The organism is Pseudomonas sp. P4_C4, assembly GCF_056402055.1.
The window spans coordinates 19,822-35,697 of sequence record NZ_JBFUID010000061.1 but is presented as its reverse complement, the minus strand read 5'-3'; the positions used below and the strand labels follow the sequence as shown (position 1 = coordinate 35,697).

The following is a 15,876-nucleotide window of genomic DNA, read 5'->3' as shown; positions in this document are numbered from 1 at the left end:
TGAATATCCAGACCAATTCATAGGTGATGAAGCGGGCCATCGTCACGTAGCCGATCACCAGGGCGAACAGGGACACCACCACGGCAATGCCGGTAAACGCATAAATCAGGCCGGCGAAGGTGGTGACGCCTTCGGGAGCCTCGCCGGCCACTATCAGGTCCCTGCGAGTCTTGCTGACGCGCAACAGCAGCGCACCGATCACCAGTGCCGCGAGCAACGCCACGATGCCCCGACCGAACAACACCACTTCGGCGCTCATGCCGGTGACATTGCTCATCTGCACCAGGGTCACCAGCACCAGCAGCATGCTAGCCAGCAACCTCGGATAGGGCTCCATCGCCAGCGCCACCGGATCGGCAATATCGGGCAGGCGCCATGAGGGATGTTTGGTCGACAACAGTGCGCGACTCAATCCGGTGATCAGCACGCAGGTATAGGCCAGCTTTTCCAGATATTGCGCCAGGTCGGCCAGCAGCGGGGTGTAGGGCAGTTGGCGGGTCCCGGCAAAATGCAGCAGTTGCAGGGCGATGCCGGCGGTCAGCACCGTCGCCATTACCGATGCCAGCGCAAGGGAGCTGCGCCGCAACCGGCCTTCAGGCATTCGATGGATGCACAACCATGCCAGAACCCGGCCGGCGAGCTTTCGCCCCACGGTCCAGATGGCCAGGGCCAGGATCAGCAGGGCGGCCGTGATCCCGCGTTGTCCGGGTTGCCAGGCAGCCCGGTGCGTGACCTCGAGTTGCTCGATGAGAGCGCTGAAACGTTGGCGGTCCTCGATCGGAAAATCGAACAATGGCGACCAGAAACCCGGGTTCAGGATACTGCTGGTCTGCTGGGTCACTTCCGCTTCCAGCAGGCTGCGCCGAATACTGCCAATCTGGGTGATCAGCTCGGCGGCACTTATTTTCAGCGCGGCCAGGGTTTTGAGTTGGCTATCGATCTTGTTTTTTTGCTCGCTGAGGGTGTCTCGTTGGGTGGTAATCGCCGACGTCACCAGTGCGTTCTCGTCGAGCAGCACTGGCCCCAGCACGTTGAGTTGCGCCTGCAACTGCGCCTGCCCGGGCAGCAGCGATGTGGACAGGCGTTCAATATCCTGAATGAGTACTTGCACCAGGTCCTGTGAGCTTTCCAGCTGGGTGTAATTGCTGGCCTGGGAAACCTGCTGCTTGAGGCTGTTCAGCTGGTTTTGCACCCCCAGTAATTCGCTGTCGGAGATGCTGATGATCGGGGCTGCGGGGGCGGGGGCAAGGGTGTCGGACGCCGCCAACAGCCATCCCGGGCTGGCCGTCAGAAGCGCGAAGGCGACGTAAATCATTGACCTCAGTACATTGCACATCGGCGTGCTCGACGGGTTGTTAGTCACTTAGCCAATGAGGTTAGGTCATGACACGCGCCCTCGAGCATTGTTTTGTCGCAAGTGCCCCGGGTGGTTTTCGCTCAGGCGTTACTCATGCTGTTGCCGCGCCGGGAAAAACAGTTCGAAGCAGGTGATGCCGTCGGCACTGCTGACGTGGCAGGCACCGTTGTGCAGTTGCATGATCGTCGCCACGATCGACAGGCCCAGGCCATTGGATTGGGCCGAGCGTTCGCGGGACTCATCGACCCGGTAGAAGCGTTCGAACAGCCGTGACAGATGCCGGGCCGGGATGGTCGGGCCGTGGTTGCGCACTTGTACCTGGATGCCGTCGGCGGTCGGGCTGGCGTGGATGCACAGCTCGGAATGCGGCGCGCCGTACTTGATGGCGTTGGCGCACAGGTTGGCCAATGCACGACGCAGCAACATGGGCTCGGCCCAGATCAGGCCGCTGCCCCGGGCATTGATGCAGATGCCAACGTCGGTTGCCGGGCCTTCGAAATAGTCGGCCATGCGTTGCATTTCGTCGGCGGCATCCAGCTCCTGACGCTGGCGCAAGGCACTGCGCGGATCGGTGCGGGCCAGAAACAGCATGTTGTCGAGCATGCGCGCCAGGCGCTCGAGCTCTTCGACATTGGAGGCCAACAGCTGCTGATAGGCGTCGGTGCTGCGGTTCTGCTGCAAGGCCACCTGGGTTTCGCCGAGCAGGTTGTTGATCGGCGTGCGCAGCTCGTGGGCCATGTCGGTCGACACCTGGCCCAGTTGTATGAAGCCTTTGTCCAGCCGGTCGAGCATGGCGTTGAAGGCGTCGATCATCGGCAACAGTTCCAGCGGCGCGCCCTGGTTGTCGAGGCGTTCGTTGAGGTTGCCAACGTCGATGCTCTGGGTGTGGCGGGCCAGGCGCCGCACGGGCAACAGGCCGCGATGCACCAGCACATAACCGGACAGCGCCAGCAGAATCGCCGCGACGCTGGCGAACAAGTACACATTGAGCCGGTAGTCGGCGAGCACGGCGGTGCGTTCGGTCATCAAGCGCCCGGTCACCACTTGCAGGCTGCCCAGGTCACCGGAGTCGATGGTCGCCGCCAAGGCGGAAAACGGCACGCCATTGACGTTGGGCAAATGCTGCACGTCGTCCAGGGTCAGCCGATGATCCATGGCCACCGGGGTCAGCACCGGCATTGTCAGGTTGCCCGGGTTGACCACCAGCAACGGCGGTTGGCCCGGGGTGCCGATGGTCAGCAGGGCCTCGCGGTTGCCCATCATGTTCTGGAACAGCGCCGGTTTGGCCTTGATCAGGTCCAGGGTATTGCTGTCGTTGAGGAAGGTGCGCAACTGGTCGATGCGGGTGATCAAGGCAATGTCGTCGCGGCGGATCAACTCGCGCTCCAGGTCGCGGTACAGCGCGACACCCAGCAGCGCCAGCGAGACAAACGCCAGCAGGGCGAACACCAGCGCCAGACGCAGGGTCAGGGAGTGACTGAGACGGGAGGCGGATTGCAGCGGCGTCATGGCATTCATGGGGGCATTCAGGGTTGAGTGTCGAAGCGGTAGCCGATGCCGCGCACGCTGTGGATCAACTTGAGCGGGAACGGATCATCGATTTTCAGGCGCAGGCGGCGCACGGCGACATCGACGACATTGGTGTCGCTGTCGAAATTCATGTCCCAGACCCGGGAGGCGATCATCGAGCGTGACAACACTTCGCCCTGATGGCTGGCGAACAGGTGCAGCAGGGCAAATTCCTTGTTGGTCAGGGTGATGCGGTTGCCGGCGCGGCTGACGCGGCGCTTGAGCACGTCGATCTGCAGGTCGTCGACGTGCAGGTGTTCTTCTTCCCGTGTAGGGCCGCGCCGGGTCAGGGTGCGCAGGCGTGCCACCAGTTCGGCGAAGGAAAACGGTTTGATCAGGTAATCGTCGGCGCCCAGTTCCAGGCCTTTGATGYGGTCGGCGATGTCATCCCGGGCGGTGAGGAACAGCACCGGCGTGTCGGCTTCCTTGCGCAGGCGGCGCAGGACTTCCCAGCCATCCATCTTCGGCATCATGACGTCCAGCACGATCACATCGAAATCGTGTTCCAGGGCCAGGTGCAAGCCGTCGACGCCGTCCCGCGCCAGGCTCACCGTGTATCCGAGTTCCTGCAGGCCGTTGAGCAGGTAATTGCCGGCCTTGGGTTCGTCTTCGACTACGAGGATGTTCATCGGGACCTGCCTGTTTCGGTCGGGCTACGGGGGCGCATCAGTGGCGCAAGTGTAGCCCGATCAGCGGTGACGGCAGGCATCCGCTCAGTTCTCACCAATGCAGCCCACGCCCTGGACCTGGTAGTCCAGCTGGTGCTCGCGACCCTGGTGGTCGAGGTAGTTGAACTGTGCAGGAACAATGCCGCACTTGCCGTTGAGGTCGGTCATCGACAGGACCTTGGCCACCTCCACCGGGACATAGAAGCCGTCTTTGTCGTGAATGATCGATGAGGTGGGCTGGTTAGCGGCTAACGCCGAACCGGTGGCGAGCAGGGCGGCAAATCCAAGGATCAACATTTTCATGACGAATCTCTCTCTACAAGGGCAGGGTGGCTGCCGGTGGTTGGCCTGACAGTGAGTTCAGGTTAACGAGGCGATCCGGACAGCCGACCAACAGCTTGATGACAAAGTTGTAATCAAACGCTGGTCGGAACACCACGAACCCTGTGGGAGCGAGCTTGCTCGCGATGACGGAGTGTCAGTCGACATTTTAGGTGTCTGACACACCGCTATCGCGAGCAAGCTCGCTCCCACAGGGGGGGCGGCGCCACAGGCGGGTGGTTTCAGCAAAACAAATCAACCCACGGATCCATGGCCTAAGCTTGTTCGCAGGCCCATGTTCATCGAGCACCTCGATGGGCAAACGGCACCTATAAAAACAATGCAATCAGGAGATGCCCATGTCCGCTTTGATCCATCGTTTCAGTCGCTGCGTGGCCGCTGGTTTGACCGCTGCCGTGCTGGTCGCACCCGCCTTCGCGCTGGATACCGTGAAATTCATGGCCCCGGGCTCGGTGGGCGGTGGTTACGACCAGACCGCCAGGGTGCTGGGCAAGGCCATGGTCGAAGCCAATACGGCCAAGGCCGTCACTTTCGAGAACAAGGGCGGGGCCGGCGGGACCCTGGGCCTGGCGCAATTTGCCAACAGCACCAAGGGTGACCCGAACGCCTTGTTGGTGGTCGGGGCGATCATGGTCGCGGGCATCGAACAGAACAAACCGCAGATCAGCCTGAAGGATGTGACGCCCATTGCCCGGCTGTTCACCGAGTACAACGTGATCGCCGTGCGCAAGGAGTCCGAGTTCAAGACCCTCGATGACCTGATCAAGGCCTTCAAGGCCAATCCGACGAGCATCACCTGGGGTGGCGGTTCCAAGGGCTCGGTGGATCACATCGGCATCGCCGAGCTGGCGGGCAAGCTGGACGTGCCGGTCAACAAGGTGAATTACGTGGCCTTTGGTGGCGGTGGCGAGGTGGTTGCCCAGGCGTTGGGCGGGCAGCTCAAGGTGATCACCGGCGGTTACGCCGAGCTGGGCCAATACATCAAGACCGGCCAGTTCCGTGTCCTGGCCATCGGCGCGCCGGAGCGCGTTCCCGGCATTGATGCACCGACCCTCAAGGAGAGCGGCTATGACGTGACGATCGGCAACTGGCGCGGCGTTTACGGTGCATCGGGTCTCACCCCGCAGCAGCGCAAGGAAGTGATCGACGCGGTCGTGGCCGCCACCAACAGCAAGGTCTGGCAGGACAATATCCAGACCAACGCCTGGACGCCCAGTGTGCTGACCGGCGATGAGTTCGGCAAATTCGTCGAGGAAGAACACGTGCGGTTGCACGCCATGCTGGTCAAGGTCGGGCTGATTTGAAATGGCCACACTGCGCGCAGTGGTGCCGACGCAATTGGCCGTCGGCATCGGCCTGATCGCCATCAGCGTCGTGCTGGCGATTGGCGCCTACCGTTTTCCGCCTGAAATGGGTTTTGTCATCCTCCCGGCGTACGTTTATCCCTATGTCGTGGCAGGGTTTCTGGGCGCAGTGGGGCTGCTGCTGGGGTATCAGGCCATCAGTGGCGGCTTTCGCGAGCTGGATAACGACACCCCGACGGTTCCCGGTGGAAAAGCCGGTGCGGCCTGGGTGACCGCGGGTCTTGTCGGGGTGGCGGTGCTGATCAACCTGATCGGGTTTGTGCTGGCCGCCGGGTTGCTGTTTGCCTGTTCGGCGCGGGGTTTTGGCAGCCGTCATCCCGTGCGGGACCTGGCCATCGGCATTGCCTTGACCCTGCCGATCTACTGGCTGTTCAACGCCGGGCTCGGGGTTTCCCTGCCGTCGCTGATCAACATTTGGCTTTGAAAGGAGATCGACACCGTGGACATTCTTTCAAGCCTGGCGATGGGTTTTGCCGCGGCGTTGACGCCGATCAATCTGATGTGGGGGTTCATCGGCTGCCTGCTCGGCACCGCCATCGGCGTGCTGCCGGGGATCGGTCCGGCGTTGACAGTGGCCCTGTTGTTGCCGATCACCGCCAAGGTCGACCCCACCGGCGCCTTGATCATGTTCGCCGGTATCTACTACGGCGCGCAGTTCGGCGGTTCCACCACTTCGATTCTGCTCAACACCCCCGGCGAGTCGTCGTCGATGGTCACGGCCCTGGAAGGCAACCTGATGGCGCGCAACGGCCGGGCCGGACCTGCGCTGGCAACGGCGGCGATCGGCTCGTTCGTCGCCGGCACCATCGCCACGATTTTGCTGACGCTGTTTGCGCCCATCGTGGCCAGGCTGGCACTGAATTTCGGCCCGACCGAGTATTTCGCGATCCTGGTGTTGTCGTTCACAACCGTGTCGGCGGTGCTCGGCGCCTCGATGCTGCGCGGGTTTGCCTCGCTGGGCGTCGGGCTGACCATCGGTTTGATCGGGCTGGATTCGACCTCGGGTATTGCCCGCTACACGTTGGGCGTTCCCGAACTGGTGGACGGTATCGAGGTGGTGCTGGTGGCGGTCGGTTTGTTCGCGGTGGGCGAGGCGTTGTACAGCTTGCTCTATCAAACGGAGTCAAATGAAGGGCGGCATCGCCTGACCTCGCTGTGGATGACTCGCGCCGACTGGAAACGCTCAGTCCCCGCCTGGTTGCGCGGCACCCTGATCGGTTTTCCGTTTGGTTCGATTCCGGCCGGTGGCGCCGAGATTCCGACCTTTTTGTCCTATTCCACCGAACGCAAACTCAGCAAGTATCCCAAGGAGTTTTCCGCCAACAAGGGCGAGGGCGCCATCGAAGGCGTCGCCGGCCCGGAAGCGGCCAATAATGCCAGCGCGACCGGATCGCTGGTGCCGTTGCTGACCCTGGGCATCCCGACGTCCGCCACCGCTGCGATCCTGCTGGCGGCGTTCCAGAACTACAACCTGCAACCGGGGCCGATGCTGTTCGAAACCTCCGCCGACCTGGTCTGGACGCTGGTGGCCTCGCTGTACATCGGCAACGTGATCCTGCTGGTGTTGAACCTGCCGCTGGTGGGGCTGTGGGTCAAACTGCTGCAAATCCCCCGGCCGTACCTGAACGCCGGCATCCTGGTATTCGCCACCATCGGCGTGTACGGCATGCGCCACTCATCCTTCGACCTGATCCTGATGTTGGCGATTGGCTGGGGCGGGGTGCTGATGCGCCGTTTCGACTTCCCCGTCGCCCCGGTGATCGTCGGCATGCTGCTGGGGCCGATGGCCGAGAAACAACTGCGCAACGCCTTGTCCATCGGCCAGGGCGACTGGACGGTGTTCGTCACGCAACCGATCTCGGCGTTCTTCCTCGCCCTGACGCTGCTGGTGCTGGTGGTGCCCCATGTGTTGCATAAACGCGGCATCAAGTTGCATGAGGATGATTGAGCAATCTCTGTAGGAGCGAGCTTGCTCGCGAAGGCGTCGGGTCAGTTGATATTTACTTCGCTGACACACCGCCTTCGTCGGAACGCCGCCCGGAGCAAGCCCGCTCCCACAGGGTCTTGCAGTGGACCAGGTGGAAAACCAATACCTGACTAACTCAGGCCAGCATCGACATCAACCCACCCTGACGATCCAGTTTGGCCAGGTCGTCGAAGCCCCCGATGTGCGTGTCGCCGATGAAAATCTGCGGCACGCTGCGGCGGTTGCTGCGGCTGAGCATTTCCTCGAATTTGCCTGGCTCGCGCTGAATATTGATCTCCTGCATCGCCACGCCTTTGTTCGCCAGCAAGGCCTTGGCGTTGCGGCAGTAAGGGCAGGTGTCGGTGGTGTACAAGGTCACGGTGTTCATGGTGAGTACTCCGTCGTTCAAGTCATTCAAGCATCGATGGCCGGGAAGTCGATGTCGGTCAGCGCTGTGTTGTTCAGGTAGTTGGTCAGTGTCTGCGAAGCCACGTGGGCGATCACTTCGATGATCTTGCCGTCGTCGATACCGGCAGCACGGGCCGCGGCGATCTGTTCGACCGTCAGGTGGCCACGGCTTTCGGTGACCTGGCGGGCAAGGGTGGCATAGGCGTTGAGTTCACCCTGACGCGCACTGAGGATGTCCTGACCTGATAGCCCGGCCTTGCCGGCAAACAGCGTGTGGGCCGCCAGGCAGTAGTCGCAGCCGTTGACCTGCGAGGTGGCGAGGAACACCGCTTCTTTTTCCGTGGCGCTCAGGGACGTCTTGCCCAGTGCGGCCGAGTTTTGCAGGTACGAGGCCAGTACCGCCGGGGCGTGGGCCAGTACCTTGAACAGGTTGGGCAGAAAACCGATTTTCTTCTGCACGCCTTCCAGCAGCGGGCGGGTGGTGTCGGTGGCGTGTTCGATGTTGATCGGGGCAATGCGGGTCATGGTGATACTCCGTGGTGTGAAGCGCGGTATGCGCTGGGTACGGAGCTGATGTTAGGGAGAGTGCTTGGCTTGTTGGGTGCAAATCGTCGAGGATATGCGACAGATCGTCCAGATCCGCCTTCGGGAGCTTTGTCATGGATCGCTTGTCCACGTTGCTCACGCACTTCGGCGTCAATGCCGGCACCTTTCACAGCGGCACATTTTGCGGCACCGCCGCCTACGACGGCCAACAGGCCAGCGGCCACTTGCACCTGCTTCAGGCTGGCGAACTGTTGCTCAAGATGGGCGATCAGCCGGATCTGCAATTGACCGAACCGAGCCTGATCTTTTTCCCCCGGCCCTATCGACATCGCCTGTTCGCGTCTGAAGCGTCCGGCACGCAACTGGTGTGCGCGACCCTGGATTTCGACGGCGGTGCGGGCAATGCCCTGGCAGCGGCGCTGCCGGATTATCTGGTGCTCAAGCTCGATGAAATCCCGACGCTGGCGGGGACCCTGGAATGGCTGTTCAACGAGGCGTTCGACGGTACCTGCGGGCGCGAAGCGGTGATGGATCGCCTGTTCGAGTTGCTGGTGATTCTGTTGCTGCGGCACATCCTGAGCACCACTGGCCAGCAGCCGGGCATGATGGCCGGCCTTGCCGATGCGCGCCTGGCGCGGCCCCTGAGCCTGATGCACGAAACCCCGGCCAAGGCCTGGAGCGTGGCCGAACTTTCGGTCGCCGCCAACATGTCGCGGGCCAGTTTCGCCGAGCACTTTCGCCAGGTGGTCGGGCAGACGCCGGTGGATTACCTGGTGAGCTGGCGCATCAGCCTGGCGCAGAAACGCCTGCGCGAGGGCCGGCCGATTGCGCTGATTGCCGAGGAAGTCGGTTACGAAAGTCCCTCGGCGCTGGCCCGGGCGTTTCGGCGCAAGACCGGGCTCAGTCCCAGGGAGTGGAAAGGTGGTTGATTCACTCGGAACCCTGTGGGAGCGAGCTTGCTCGCGATGGCGGTAGTCCATTCAACATCAATGTCGACTGGCCTGACGCTATCGCGAGCAAGCTCGCTCCCACAGGTACGGCGGTGGTTTTAGCAATGCATCAGAACTTGAACGCCTGTCGTCCTACCAGCAGCCATTTACCGTCCTGCTTTTGCCAGATCTGGAAGTTTTCGATTTCGGTGGGCACCACTTCAGTACCTTTGAGCGCTTGCGCCGAGAAGTGGTGACGGACCAGCGCGACATCGCCCGAGACGGTAATGGTCTGGTTTTGCATCTCCAGGGTCTTGAAGGCGCTTTTGCCGGTTTCGATGTCGGCGATGAAGGCCTGCTTGTCCTGGATCTTGCCGCTGGAATGCCCGTAGGTCAGGTTCTCGGCGGTCAAGGCGTTCAGTTCCGGGATGTCTTTGTGCAACATGGCCTGGGTCAGGTGGTCGACCGCCTGGGCCACGTCCTTGTCCGCGGCAACCTGGGTGGCGGCGACGTAGCCGCTGAACAGGCACAGAAAACCAATCAGCATTTTTGCTTTTTTCATGGGTGTTTCCTTGTTGTTGTAGGGAGAGCGCGACGACTGGACGATAATTCGTCAGTCATCGTACAACCTATCATGCATTGGAGGAAAAAAGCGAACTTGCCTGGCACCCTTGCCTCGAAGCTAAAAGGGCGATGTCCTGACTTCGAGGTATTGCAGTCATGCAGCCTAACCAACGTTTACGGCACGACCTGACATTGCTCGTGGTATTTCTGCTGATTGTCGTGGTGTCGGGTTTTTCTCCCCGCAGCCGGCTGGACTGGGCGCTGGAAAACCTGCTGGTGCTGTTGCTGGTGGGGACGCTGGTGACGGTTTCTCGCTGGTTTCGCTTGTCTGCGACGTCCATCACGCTGGTGTTTGCGTTTCTGTGCGTGCATGAATTGGGCGCTCACTACACCTATTCCCTGGTGCCTTATGAACACTGGTCTTCGGCGTGGTTGGGCTTCAGTTTCGACCAAGCGTCCGGTATTCACCGCAATCACTACGACCGACTGGTGCATTTCAGCTACGGGCTGCTGCTGGTCTATCCGGTGCGCGAAGTGTTGTGGCGCCTGACGCCGTTGCGCGGGTTCTGGCTGTTTTTCGTGACGCTGAACGTCATGCTGTCGACGTCCGCTGTGTATGAACTGGTGGAGTGGATCGGCGGTGCCTTCCTGGGCAATGACACGGCGAATGCCTTCGTCGGCGCGCAAAACGACCCCTGGGACTCGCAAAAGGACATGGCCGTCGCGGTGGTCGGTGCGTTTGCCACTCTGTTGCTGGTGTCTTTGCGCGGCATGGTGCAAAAACAAGCGATGACGACCGCAAGGTGATTGGGTAGACGGCTTCGGCGGGGTAGCTGTTGAGGTAGAGGTTGCCTGACAGGACGCCATCGTCGGAACGCCGCCCGGAGCAAGCWCGCTCCCACAGGGATTGGGGTTGTACACAAATGCTGCGTACACCTGATTCACTGTGGGAGCGAGCTTGCTCCGGGCGGCGTTCCGACGATGGCAATAGCCCAGACAACGCAGGACCAGCACCCTAAAGGTACTTATCCGTCACAGCCCCCTCCGAAGCACTGGACACCGTCTTCGCATACTTGGCCAGCACCCCTCGCTTGTATTTCGATTCCGGGCGCACCCAACGGCTCTTGCGCTCGGCCAGGTCCGCGACAGACACATCAACGGTAATCTGCCGTGTCTCAGCATCAATGATGATCCTGTCGCCATTCTCGACCAACGCAATCGGCCCGCCCTCAAAGGCTTCCGGCGTGATGTGACCGACCACGAAACCGTGGGAGCCGCCGGAGAAACGGCCATCGGTGATCAGCGCCACCTCCTTGCCGAGGCCCTTGCCCATGACCGCCGAAGTCGGCGAGAGCATTTCGCGCATGCCCGGTCCGCCCTTGGGGCCTTCATAGCGGATCACGATCACTTCGCCGGGCTGCACTTCGCCATTGAGAATGCCGGCCAGCGCACCTTCCTCGCCGTGATAGACCCGGGCCGTGCCTTCGAAGCGCAGGCCTTCCTTGCCGGTGATCTTGGCCACGGCGCCGGTGGGCGAGAGGTTGCCGCGCAGAATGACCAGGTGGGAATCCTTTTTGATCGGCTGGTCGAACGGCCGGATCACGTCCTGGCCGGCCGGGTAGTCGGGCACGCTGGCGAGGTTTTCCGCCAGGGTCTGGCCGGTGACAGTCAGCACATCGCCGTGCAGCATGCCGGCATCGAGCATGCGTTTCATCAGTGGTTGAATGCCGCCGATGGCCACCAGTTCGCTCATCATGTATTGGCCGCTGGGGCGCAGGTCGGCGACCACCGGGGAAATCTTGCCCAGCTCGACGAAGTCATCCAGGGTCAGCTCCACATCCACCGCGTTGGCCATGGCCAGCAGATGCAGCACGGCATTGGTCGAGCCGGCGAGGGCGATCACCACGCGAATGGCATTCTCGAAGGCTTTACGGGTCATGATGTCGCGAGGCTTGAGGTCGAGCTTGAGCAGCTCCATGACCTGCTGGCCGGCGCGGAAGCTGTCCGACGCCTTATCGCCGCCAATGGCCTCCTGAGAGCTGGAACCGGGCAGACTCATGCCCAAGGCTTCGATGGCCGAGGCCATGGTGTTGGCGGTGTACATGCCGCCACAGGAACCGGGGCCGGGAATCGCCACTTCCTCGATCTGCTTGACCTGGATCTCGCTGATATCGCCCCGCGCGTGCTGCCCCACGGCCTCGAACACGGAAATGATGTCGGTATGGCCGGCGCCCGGCTGGATGGTGCCGCCATAGACAAAGATCGACGGGCGATTGAGCCGCGCCATGCCGATCAGGCAGCCCGGCATGTTCTTGTCGCAGCCGCCGATGGTCACCAAGCCGTCGAAACCCTCGCAACCGGCCACCACTTCAATGGAGTCGGCGATCACCTCGCGGGACACCAGCGAATACTTCATGCCTTCGGTGCCGTTGGCGATGCCGTCGGAAATGGTGATGGTGTTGAAGATCACGCCCTTGGCGCCCGCGGCATTCGCGCCTTTTTCGGCTTCGAGCGCCAGCTTGTCGATGTGCATGTTGCAGGGCGTGACCATGGCCCAGGTCGAGGCGATGCCGATCTGCGGCTTCTGGAAGTCGGCATCGGTAAAGCCCACGGCCCGCAGCATGGCACGTGCCGGTGCGGCTTCCACGCCGTCGATCACTTGAGAGGAGTACTTGCGCAGATCGTCTTTGTCGCTCATGACTGCTCCTTTCGCTCATGGCTGTTCCTATAACTCATGGCTGTTGCTCACACACTCGGTGAGAAAAACAGGATGAGTATAGAAGGCCGGGCGCCCGGGCCCGGACTAACCGGTCGGGAACAGACGCGCGGGTAAGCCTTGTCGTGATATTCTGCGCGCCAACTTGGTTTGACCTATTCAGTTTGCATGTCCGCAAGACGTGCCGACGGAATCACTGTCGCTCAAGTAGCTGAAGCCAATAAAGATAAAAAGTCAGTTCAGAAGGGACATTAAAGTGGGGTCGATGCGGTTCATCGGCCTTGTGTGCCCACCCTGCAATCCTTGAGTGCCGCACCCGTGACTGCCGTGAAACACGGGGCTGTGCGCATGAGGATGGAAGGGCGGATGGCGTTTTATCATAGGTGCTACAGATGTTTAAGAAAGTGAACACGGCCCTGCTGGGGCTGGCTTTGTCGATGGGGATGTCATCCGTCCACGCGCAAGAGGCCAAGAAAGTCGATGTGCTGCTGATTGGCGGCGGCATCATGAGCGCGACCCTGGGTGTCTGGCTCAATGAGCTGGAACCTGGCATGTCGATGGAAATGGTCGAGCGCCTCGACGGCGTCGCCCAGGAAAGCTCCAACGGCTGGAACAACGCCGGTACCGGTCACTCCGCCCTGGCCGAGCTGAACTACACCCCGGAAGACGAGAACGGCAAGGTTTCGATCCCGAAGGCCGTTGAAATCAACGAAGCGTTCCAGATCTCCCGTCAGTTCTGGGCCTGGCAGGTTCAGCAAGGCGTGCTGAAGAACCCGCGTTCGTTCATCAACTCCACGCCGCACATGAGCTTCGTGTGGGGCGATGACAACATCAAGTTCCTGAAAAAACGCTACGAAGCCCTGCAAGCGAGCCCGCTGTTCGCCGGCATGCAGTATTCCGAAGACCCGGCTGTGATCAAGCAGTGGGTGCCGCTGATGATGGAAGGGCGTGACCCGAACCAGAAGATCGCCGCCACCTGGAGCCCGCTCGGCACCGACATGAACTTCGGCGAAATCACCCGTCAGTTCGTTGCGCACCTGCAAACCACGCCGAAGTTCGACTTGAAGCTGTCCAGCGAAGTGCAGGACATCACCAGGAACGAAGACGGCAGCTGGCGCGTCAGCTACAAGAACCTGAAAGACGGCAGCAAGACCGAAACCGACGCCAAGTTCGTGTTCATCGGCGCCGGCGGCGGTGCCCTGCACCTGCTGCAGAAGTCCGGCATTCCTGAAGCCAAGGAATACGCTGGCTTCCCGGTAGGCGGCTCGTTCCTGGTGACCGAAAACCCGACCATCGCCGAGCAACACCTGGCCAAGGCCTACGGCAAGGCTTCGGTGGGCGCACCGCCGATGTCGGTTCCACACCTGGACACCCGCGTGCTGGACGGCAAGCGCGTGATCCTGTTTGGCCCGTTCGCGACCTTCAGCACCAAGTTCCTGAAAGAAGGTTCGTACCTGGACCTGCTGACCACCACGACCACGCACAACGTGTGGCCAATGACCAAGGTCGGCATCAAGGAATATCCGCTGGTCGAGTACCTGGCAGGCCAGCTTATGCTGTCGGATGAAGACCGCATGAACGCCCTGAAAGAATACTTCCCGAACGCCAAGGCTGAAGACTGGCGCCTGTGGCAAGCCGGCCAGCGCGTGCAGATCATCAAGCGTGATGAAGCCGCCGGTGGCGTGCTGAAACTGGGCACCGAAATCGTCGCTTCGCAAGACGGCAGCATCGCCGGCCTGCTGGGCGCCTCCCCAGGCGCTTCGACTGCCGCACCGATCATGCTGAGCGTGCTGCAGAAAGTGTTCAAGGACAAGGTCGCGACCCCTGAGTGGCAGGCCAAGCTGCACCAGATCGTACCGAGCTACGGCACTCAGCTGAACAACAGCCCTGAGAAAGTTGCAGAAGAGTGGGCCTACACCGCCAAGGTGCTGCAGCTGACTCCGCCACCAGCGGTGATCGCGCCGGCTGTGAAGCCAGTGACTGTCGATACTGCTGTGAAGGCTCCGAAGGCTAATGCTGCGAGTGATATGGCTCTGTAATTAGAGACCGGATCAAAAAAAGCCCACTGAACCGGCGACGGTCAGTGGGTTTTTTTGTGGGCTGGAAAATGATTCTGGAGGCATGATCGGCATTATGTTTGTAAGCGTCCGTCCAATACACCTTGCGCAACGAAACTGACCTGCACCGGGCTAGAATCCTAACCCAGCCGCGTCGGGGATGCTGGAAGCGATGCGTTAGGTGCAAATGGAAGTGCGTGGAGTGAGCAGTGGAGTCGAAGTCGGAGCGCCGATGGAAGGATAAGGGCCCCCTGATATCACCCGCGATTTTGCCCATTGCTCTACAGACCCCGGGGGGACTAAATATTCCATGCCCGTCGTGATCGCTGTAATCACCAAGCGGTTCTTGGGGCGGAGAACATGGGGACGAAATTAAGTCCAGGCTATATGCGGCAGCGCCACCTGATTTATCGGTAAGCTACGCTTTTCGCTCGCTGTAAATCCACTCCTAACCACACCCTGATGACCAATATGCTTGACTGGGACAGCCTCCGTTTTTTCTTTGCCTTTGTTCATGAGGGCTCCTTAGCCGCTGCGGCTCGCTCGCTGGGGGTGGAGCACGCGACTGTGGCTCGCCGAATAGCTGCCCTTGAAGCCTCTTTGGACATGAAGCTGGTAGATCGTAGGGGCCGTGTCTACCAACTGACCGAGGATGGTGTGAGGGTAGGTGAATATGCAGCGCAGATGGAGTCTGCGTCACTTGCGCTCAGGCGATTCGCTGACGGGGGAGAAAACCGTATTGAGGGTGCGGTGATCTTGTCTGCGCCTCCTGCATACCTCGGAACGTTGGTAGCTCGGCGACTTGGGGTATTGCGCGAGCGTTATCCCCGGTTGCAGCTGACGCTCGTCGGAGCCAAGTCCACTGCGTCGTTGGCAAGGAAAGAAACCGATATTGCCATTACCTTCAGCAGGCCGGATGAACAGAGTGTCGTCGCCAAAAGTCTCGGCTCATTGCGTTTTTACCCTCATGCTAGCGAGGACTACATTAGTCAACGTGAACCTGAAGAGTTCGAGTTCATAGGCTACGACCGTAGCATGGAGGATTCGGTACAGCAGCAATGGCTCCTGGATCGGCTGGAAGGAAGACCGCTTTCCGTCACCAGCAACGACCTGCGCATCCAGGCATTAGCTGCCGTAGGCAATGCTGGCATAGTTTTCCTTCCGGATTTTTTAGGCAAAGAATATGGGCTGGCAAGGGTTGATATGGATCACACACCGCTGGAACTACCCATCTGGCTCGCGTTTCATGAAGATTTACGCAGCTCTCTAAAAATCCGGGCAGTGCTTGATTTCCTCATGGAGGGATTAGTGCAGGCACAGGAACTGTGAATTTTTTCACATCTGGTTTGTGATTTTGATGAATGGGCCATCACGAAACATACCTCTACTC

At 60.8% G+C, this 15,876-nt stretch carries 15 protein-coding genes; 7 read left to right on the top strand and 8 right to left on the bottom strand.

All coding sequences use genetic code 11. The features are described 5' to 3' along the window. From AC1DXW_RS25460 to AC1DXW_RS25445, 4 genes are all read right to left on the bottom strand, one after another. The coding region (locus AC1DXW_RS25460; RefSeq protein WP_477760603.1) for a DUF3772 domain-containing protein at nt 1–1,336 on the bottom strand (1,336 nt) is incomplete at its 3' end. A gap of 108 nt (nt 1,337–1,444) precedes the next feature. Next, nucleotides 1,445–2,875, bottom strand: a complete 1,431-nt coding sequence (locus AC1DXW_RS25455; RefSeq protein ID WP_477760602.1) for a heavy metal sensor histidine kinase — start codon at nt 2,873–2,875, stop codon at nt 1,445–1,447. Between the two features lie 8 nt (nt 2,876–2,883). Then, nucleotides 2,884–3,555, bottom strand: a complete 672-nt coding sequence (locus AC1DXW_RS25450; RefSeq protein WP_477760601.1) for a heavy metal response regulator transcription factor — start codon at nt 3,553–3,555, stop codon at nt 2,884–2,886. Between the two features lie 84 nt (nt 3,556–3,639). Continuing rightward, the gene (locus AC1DXW_RS25445) at nt 3,640–3,897 is read right to left on the bottom strand and encodes a DUF2790 domain-containing protein (protein WP_477755627.1); all 258 of its coding nucleotides are present in this window, start codon (nt 3,895–3,897) and stop codon (nt 3,640–3,642) included. 377 nt (nt 3,898–4,274) lie between these two features. Between AC1DXW_RS25445 and AC1DXW_RS25440 the strand changes: the two genes are divergently transcribed. The 3 genes from AC1DXW_RS25440 to AC1DXW_RS25430 are packed head-to-tail and all read left to right on the top strand — an operon-like array spanning nt 4,275 to nt 7,248. Further along, nucleotides 4,275–5,240 carry a Bug family tripartite tricarboxylate transporter substrate binding protein gene (locus AC1DXW_RS25440; protein ID WP_477755626.1) on the top strand — a complete coding sequence of 322 codons (966 nt, stop codon included), beginning with the start codon at nt 4,275–4,277 and terminating at the stop codon, nt 5,238–5,240. 1 nt (nt 5,241) lies between these two features. Further along, nucleotides 5,242–5,724, top strand: coding sequence for a tripartite tricarboxylate transporter TctB family protein (locus AC1DXW_RS25435; protein WP_477755625.1), 483 nt, complete (start codon nt 5,242–5,244; stop codon nt 5,722–5,724). A gap of 15 nt (nt 5,725–5,739) precedes the next feature. Continuing rightward, nucleotides 5,740–7,248 (top strand): tripartite tricarboxylate transporter permease, encoded by a 1,509-nt coding sequence (locus AC1DXW_RS25430; RefSeq protein WP_477755624.1) that lies wholly within the window; start codon nt 5,740–5,742, stop codon nt 7,246–7,248. Between the two features lie 154 nt (nt 7,249–7,402). Here the strand turns inward: AC1DXW_RS25430 and grxC are convergent, their stop codons facing one another. Then, complete coding sequence (grxC, locus tag AC1DXW_RS25425; RefSeq protein ID WP_477755623.1) at nt 7,403–7,654, bottom strand: glutaredoxin 3; 252 nt, start codon at nt 7,652–7,654, stop codon at nt 7,403–7,405. Nucleotides 7,655–7,680: 26 nt separating this feature from the next. Further along, a complete protein-coding gene (locus tag AC1DXW_RS25420; protein WP_477755622.1) occupies nt 7,681–8,199 on the bottom strand; it encodes a carboxymuconolactone decarboxylase family protein in 519 nt (172 codons plus the stop codon). Between the two features lie 134 nt (nt 8,200–8,333). Here AC1DXW_RS25420 and AC1DXW_RS25415 point away from each other — a divergent pair, with 134 nt between their 5' ends. Beyond that, nucleotides 8,334–9,149 (top strand): helix-turn-helix domain-containing protein, encoded by an 816-nt coding sequence (locus tag AC1DXW_RS25415; protein ID WP_477755621.1) that lies wholly within the window; start codon nt 8,334–8,336, stop codon nt 9,147–9,149. A 130-nt stretch (nt 9,150–9,279) separates the two neighbouring features. On the opposite strand, the gene AC1DXW_RS25410 is transcribed toward AC1DXW_RS25415, so the two are convergent. Next, nucleotides 9,280–9,711 (bottom strand): nuclear transport factor 2 family protein, encoded by a 432-nt coding sequence (locus AC1DXW_RS25410; protein ID WP_477755620.1) that lies wholly within the window; start codon nt 9,709–9,711, stop codon nt 9,280–9,282. Nucleotides 9,712–9,869: 158 nt separating this feature from the next. Here AC1DXW_RS25410 and AC1DXW_RS25405 point away from each other — a divergent pair, with 158 nt between their 5' ends. Next, nucleotides 9,870–10,520 (top strand): DUF2238 domain-containing protein, encoded by a 651-nt coding sequence (locus AC1DXW_RS25405; RefSeq protein WP_477755619.1) that lies wholly within the window; start codon nt 9,870–9,872, stop codon nt 10,518–10,520. Between the two features lie 208 nt (nt 10,521–10,728). Here AC1DXW_RS25405 and ilvD read toward each other — a convergent pair whose 3' ends face one another. Then, nucleotides 10,729–12,411, bottom strand: coding sequence for a dihydroxy-acid dehydratase (gene ilvD, locus AC1DXW_RS25400; protein WP_477760600.1), 1,683 nt, complete (start codon nt 12,409–12,411; stop codon nt 10,729–10,731). Between the two features lie 410 nt (nt 12,412–12,821). Here ilvD and mqo point away from each other — a divergent pair, with 410 nt between their 5' ends. Together mqo and AC1DXW_RS25390 are read left to right on the top strand one after the other, a co-directional pair. Beyond that, entirely contained in the window at nt 12,822–14,468 is a 1,647-nt protein-coding gene (gene mqo, locus AC1DXW_RS25395) for a malate dehydrogenase (quinone) (protein WP_477760599.1), read from the top strand. A 480-nt stretch (nt 14,469–14,948) separates the two neighbouring features. Further along, nucleotides 14,949–15,815 carry a LysR family transcriptional regulator gene (locus tag AC1DXW_RS25390; protein WP_477756281.1) on the top strand — a complete coding sequence of 289 codons (867 nt, stop codon included), beginning with the start codon at nt 14,949–14,951 and terminating at the stop codon, nt 15,813–15,815. Nucleotides 15,816–15,876: the final 61 nt, after the last annotated feature.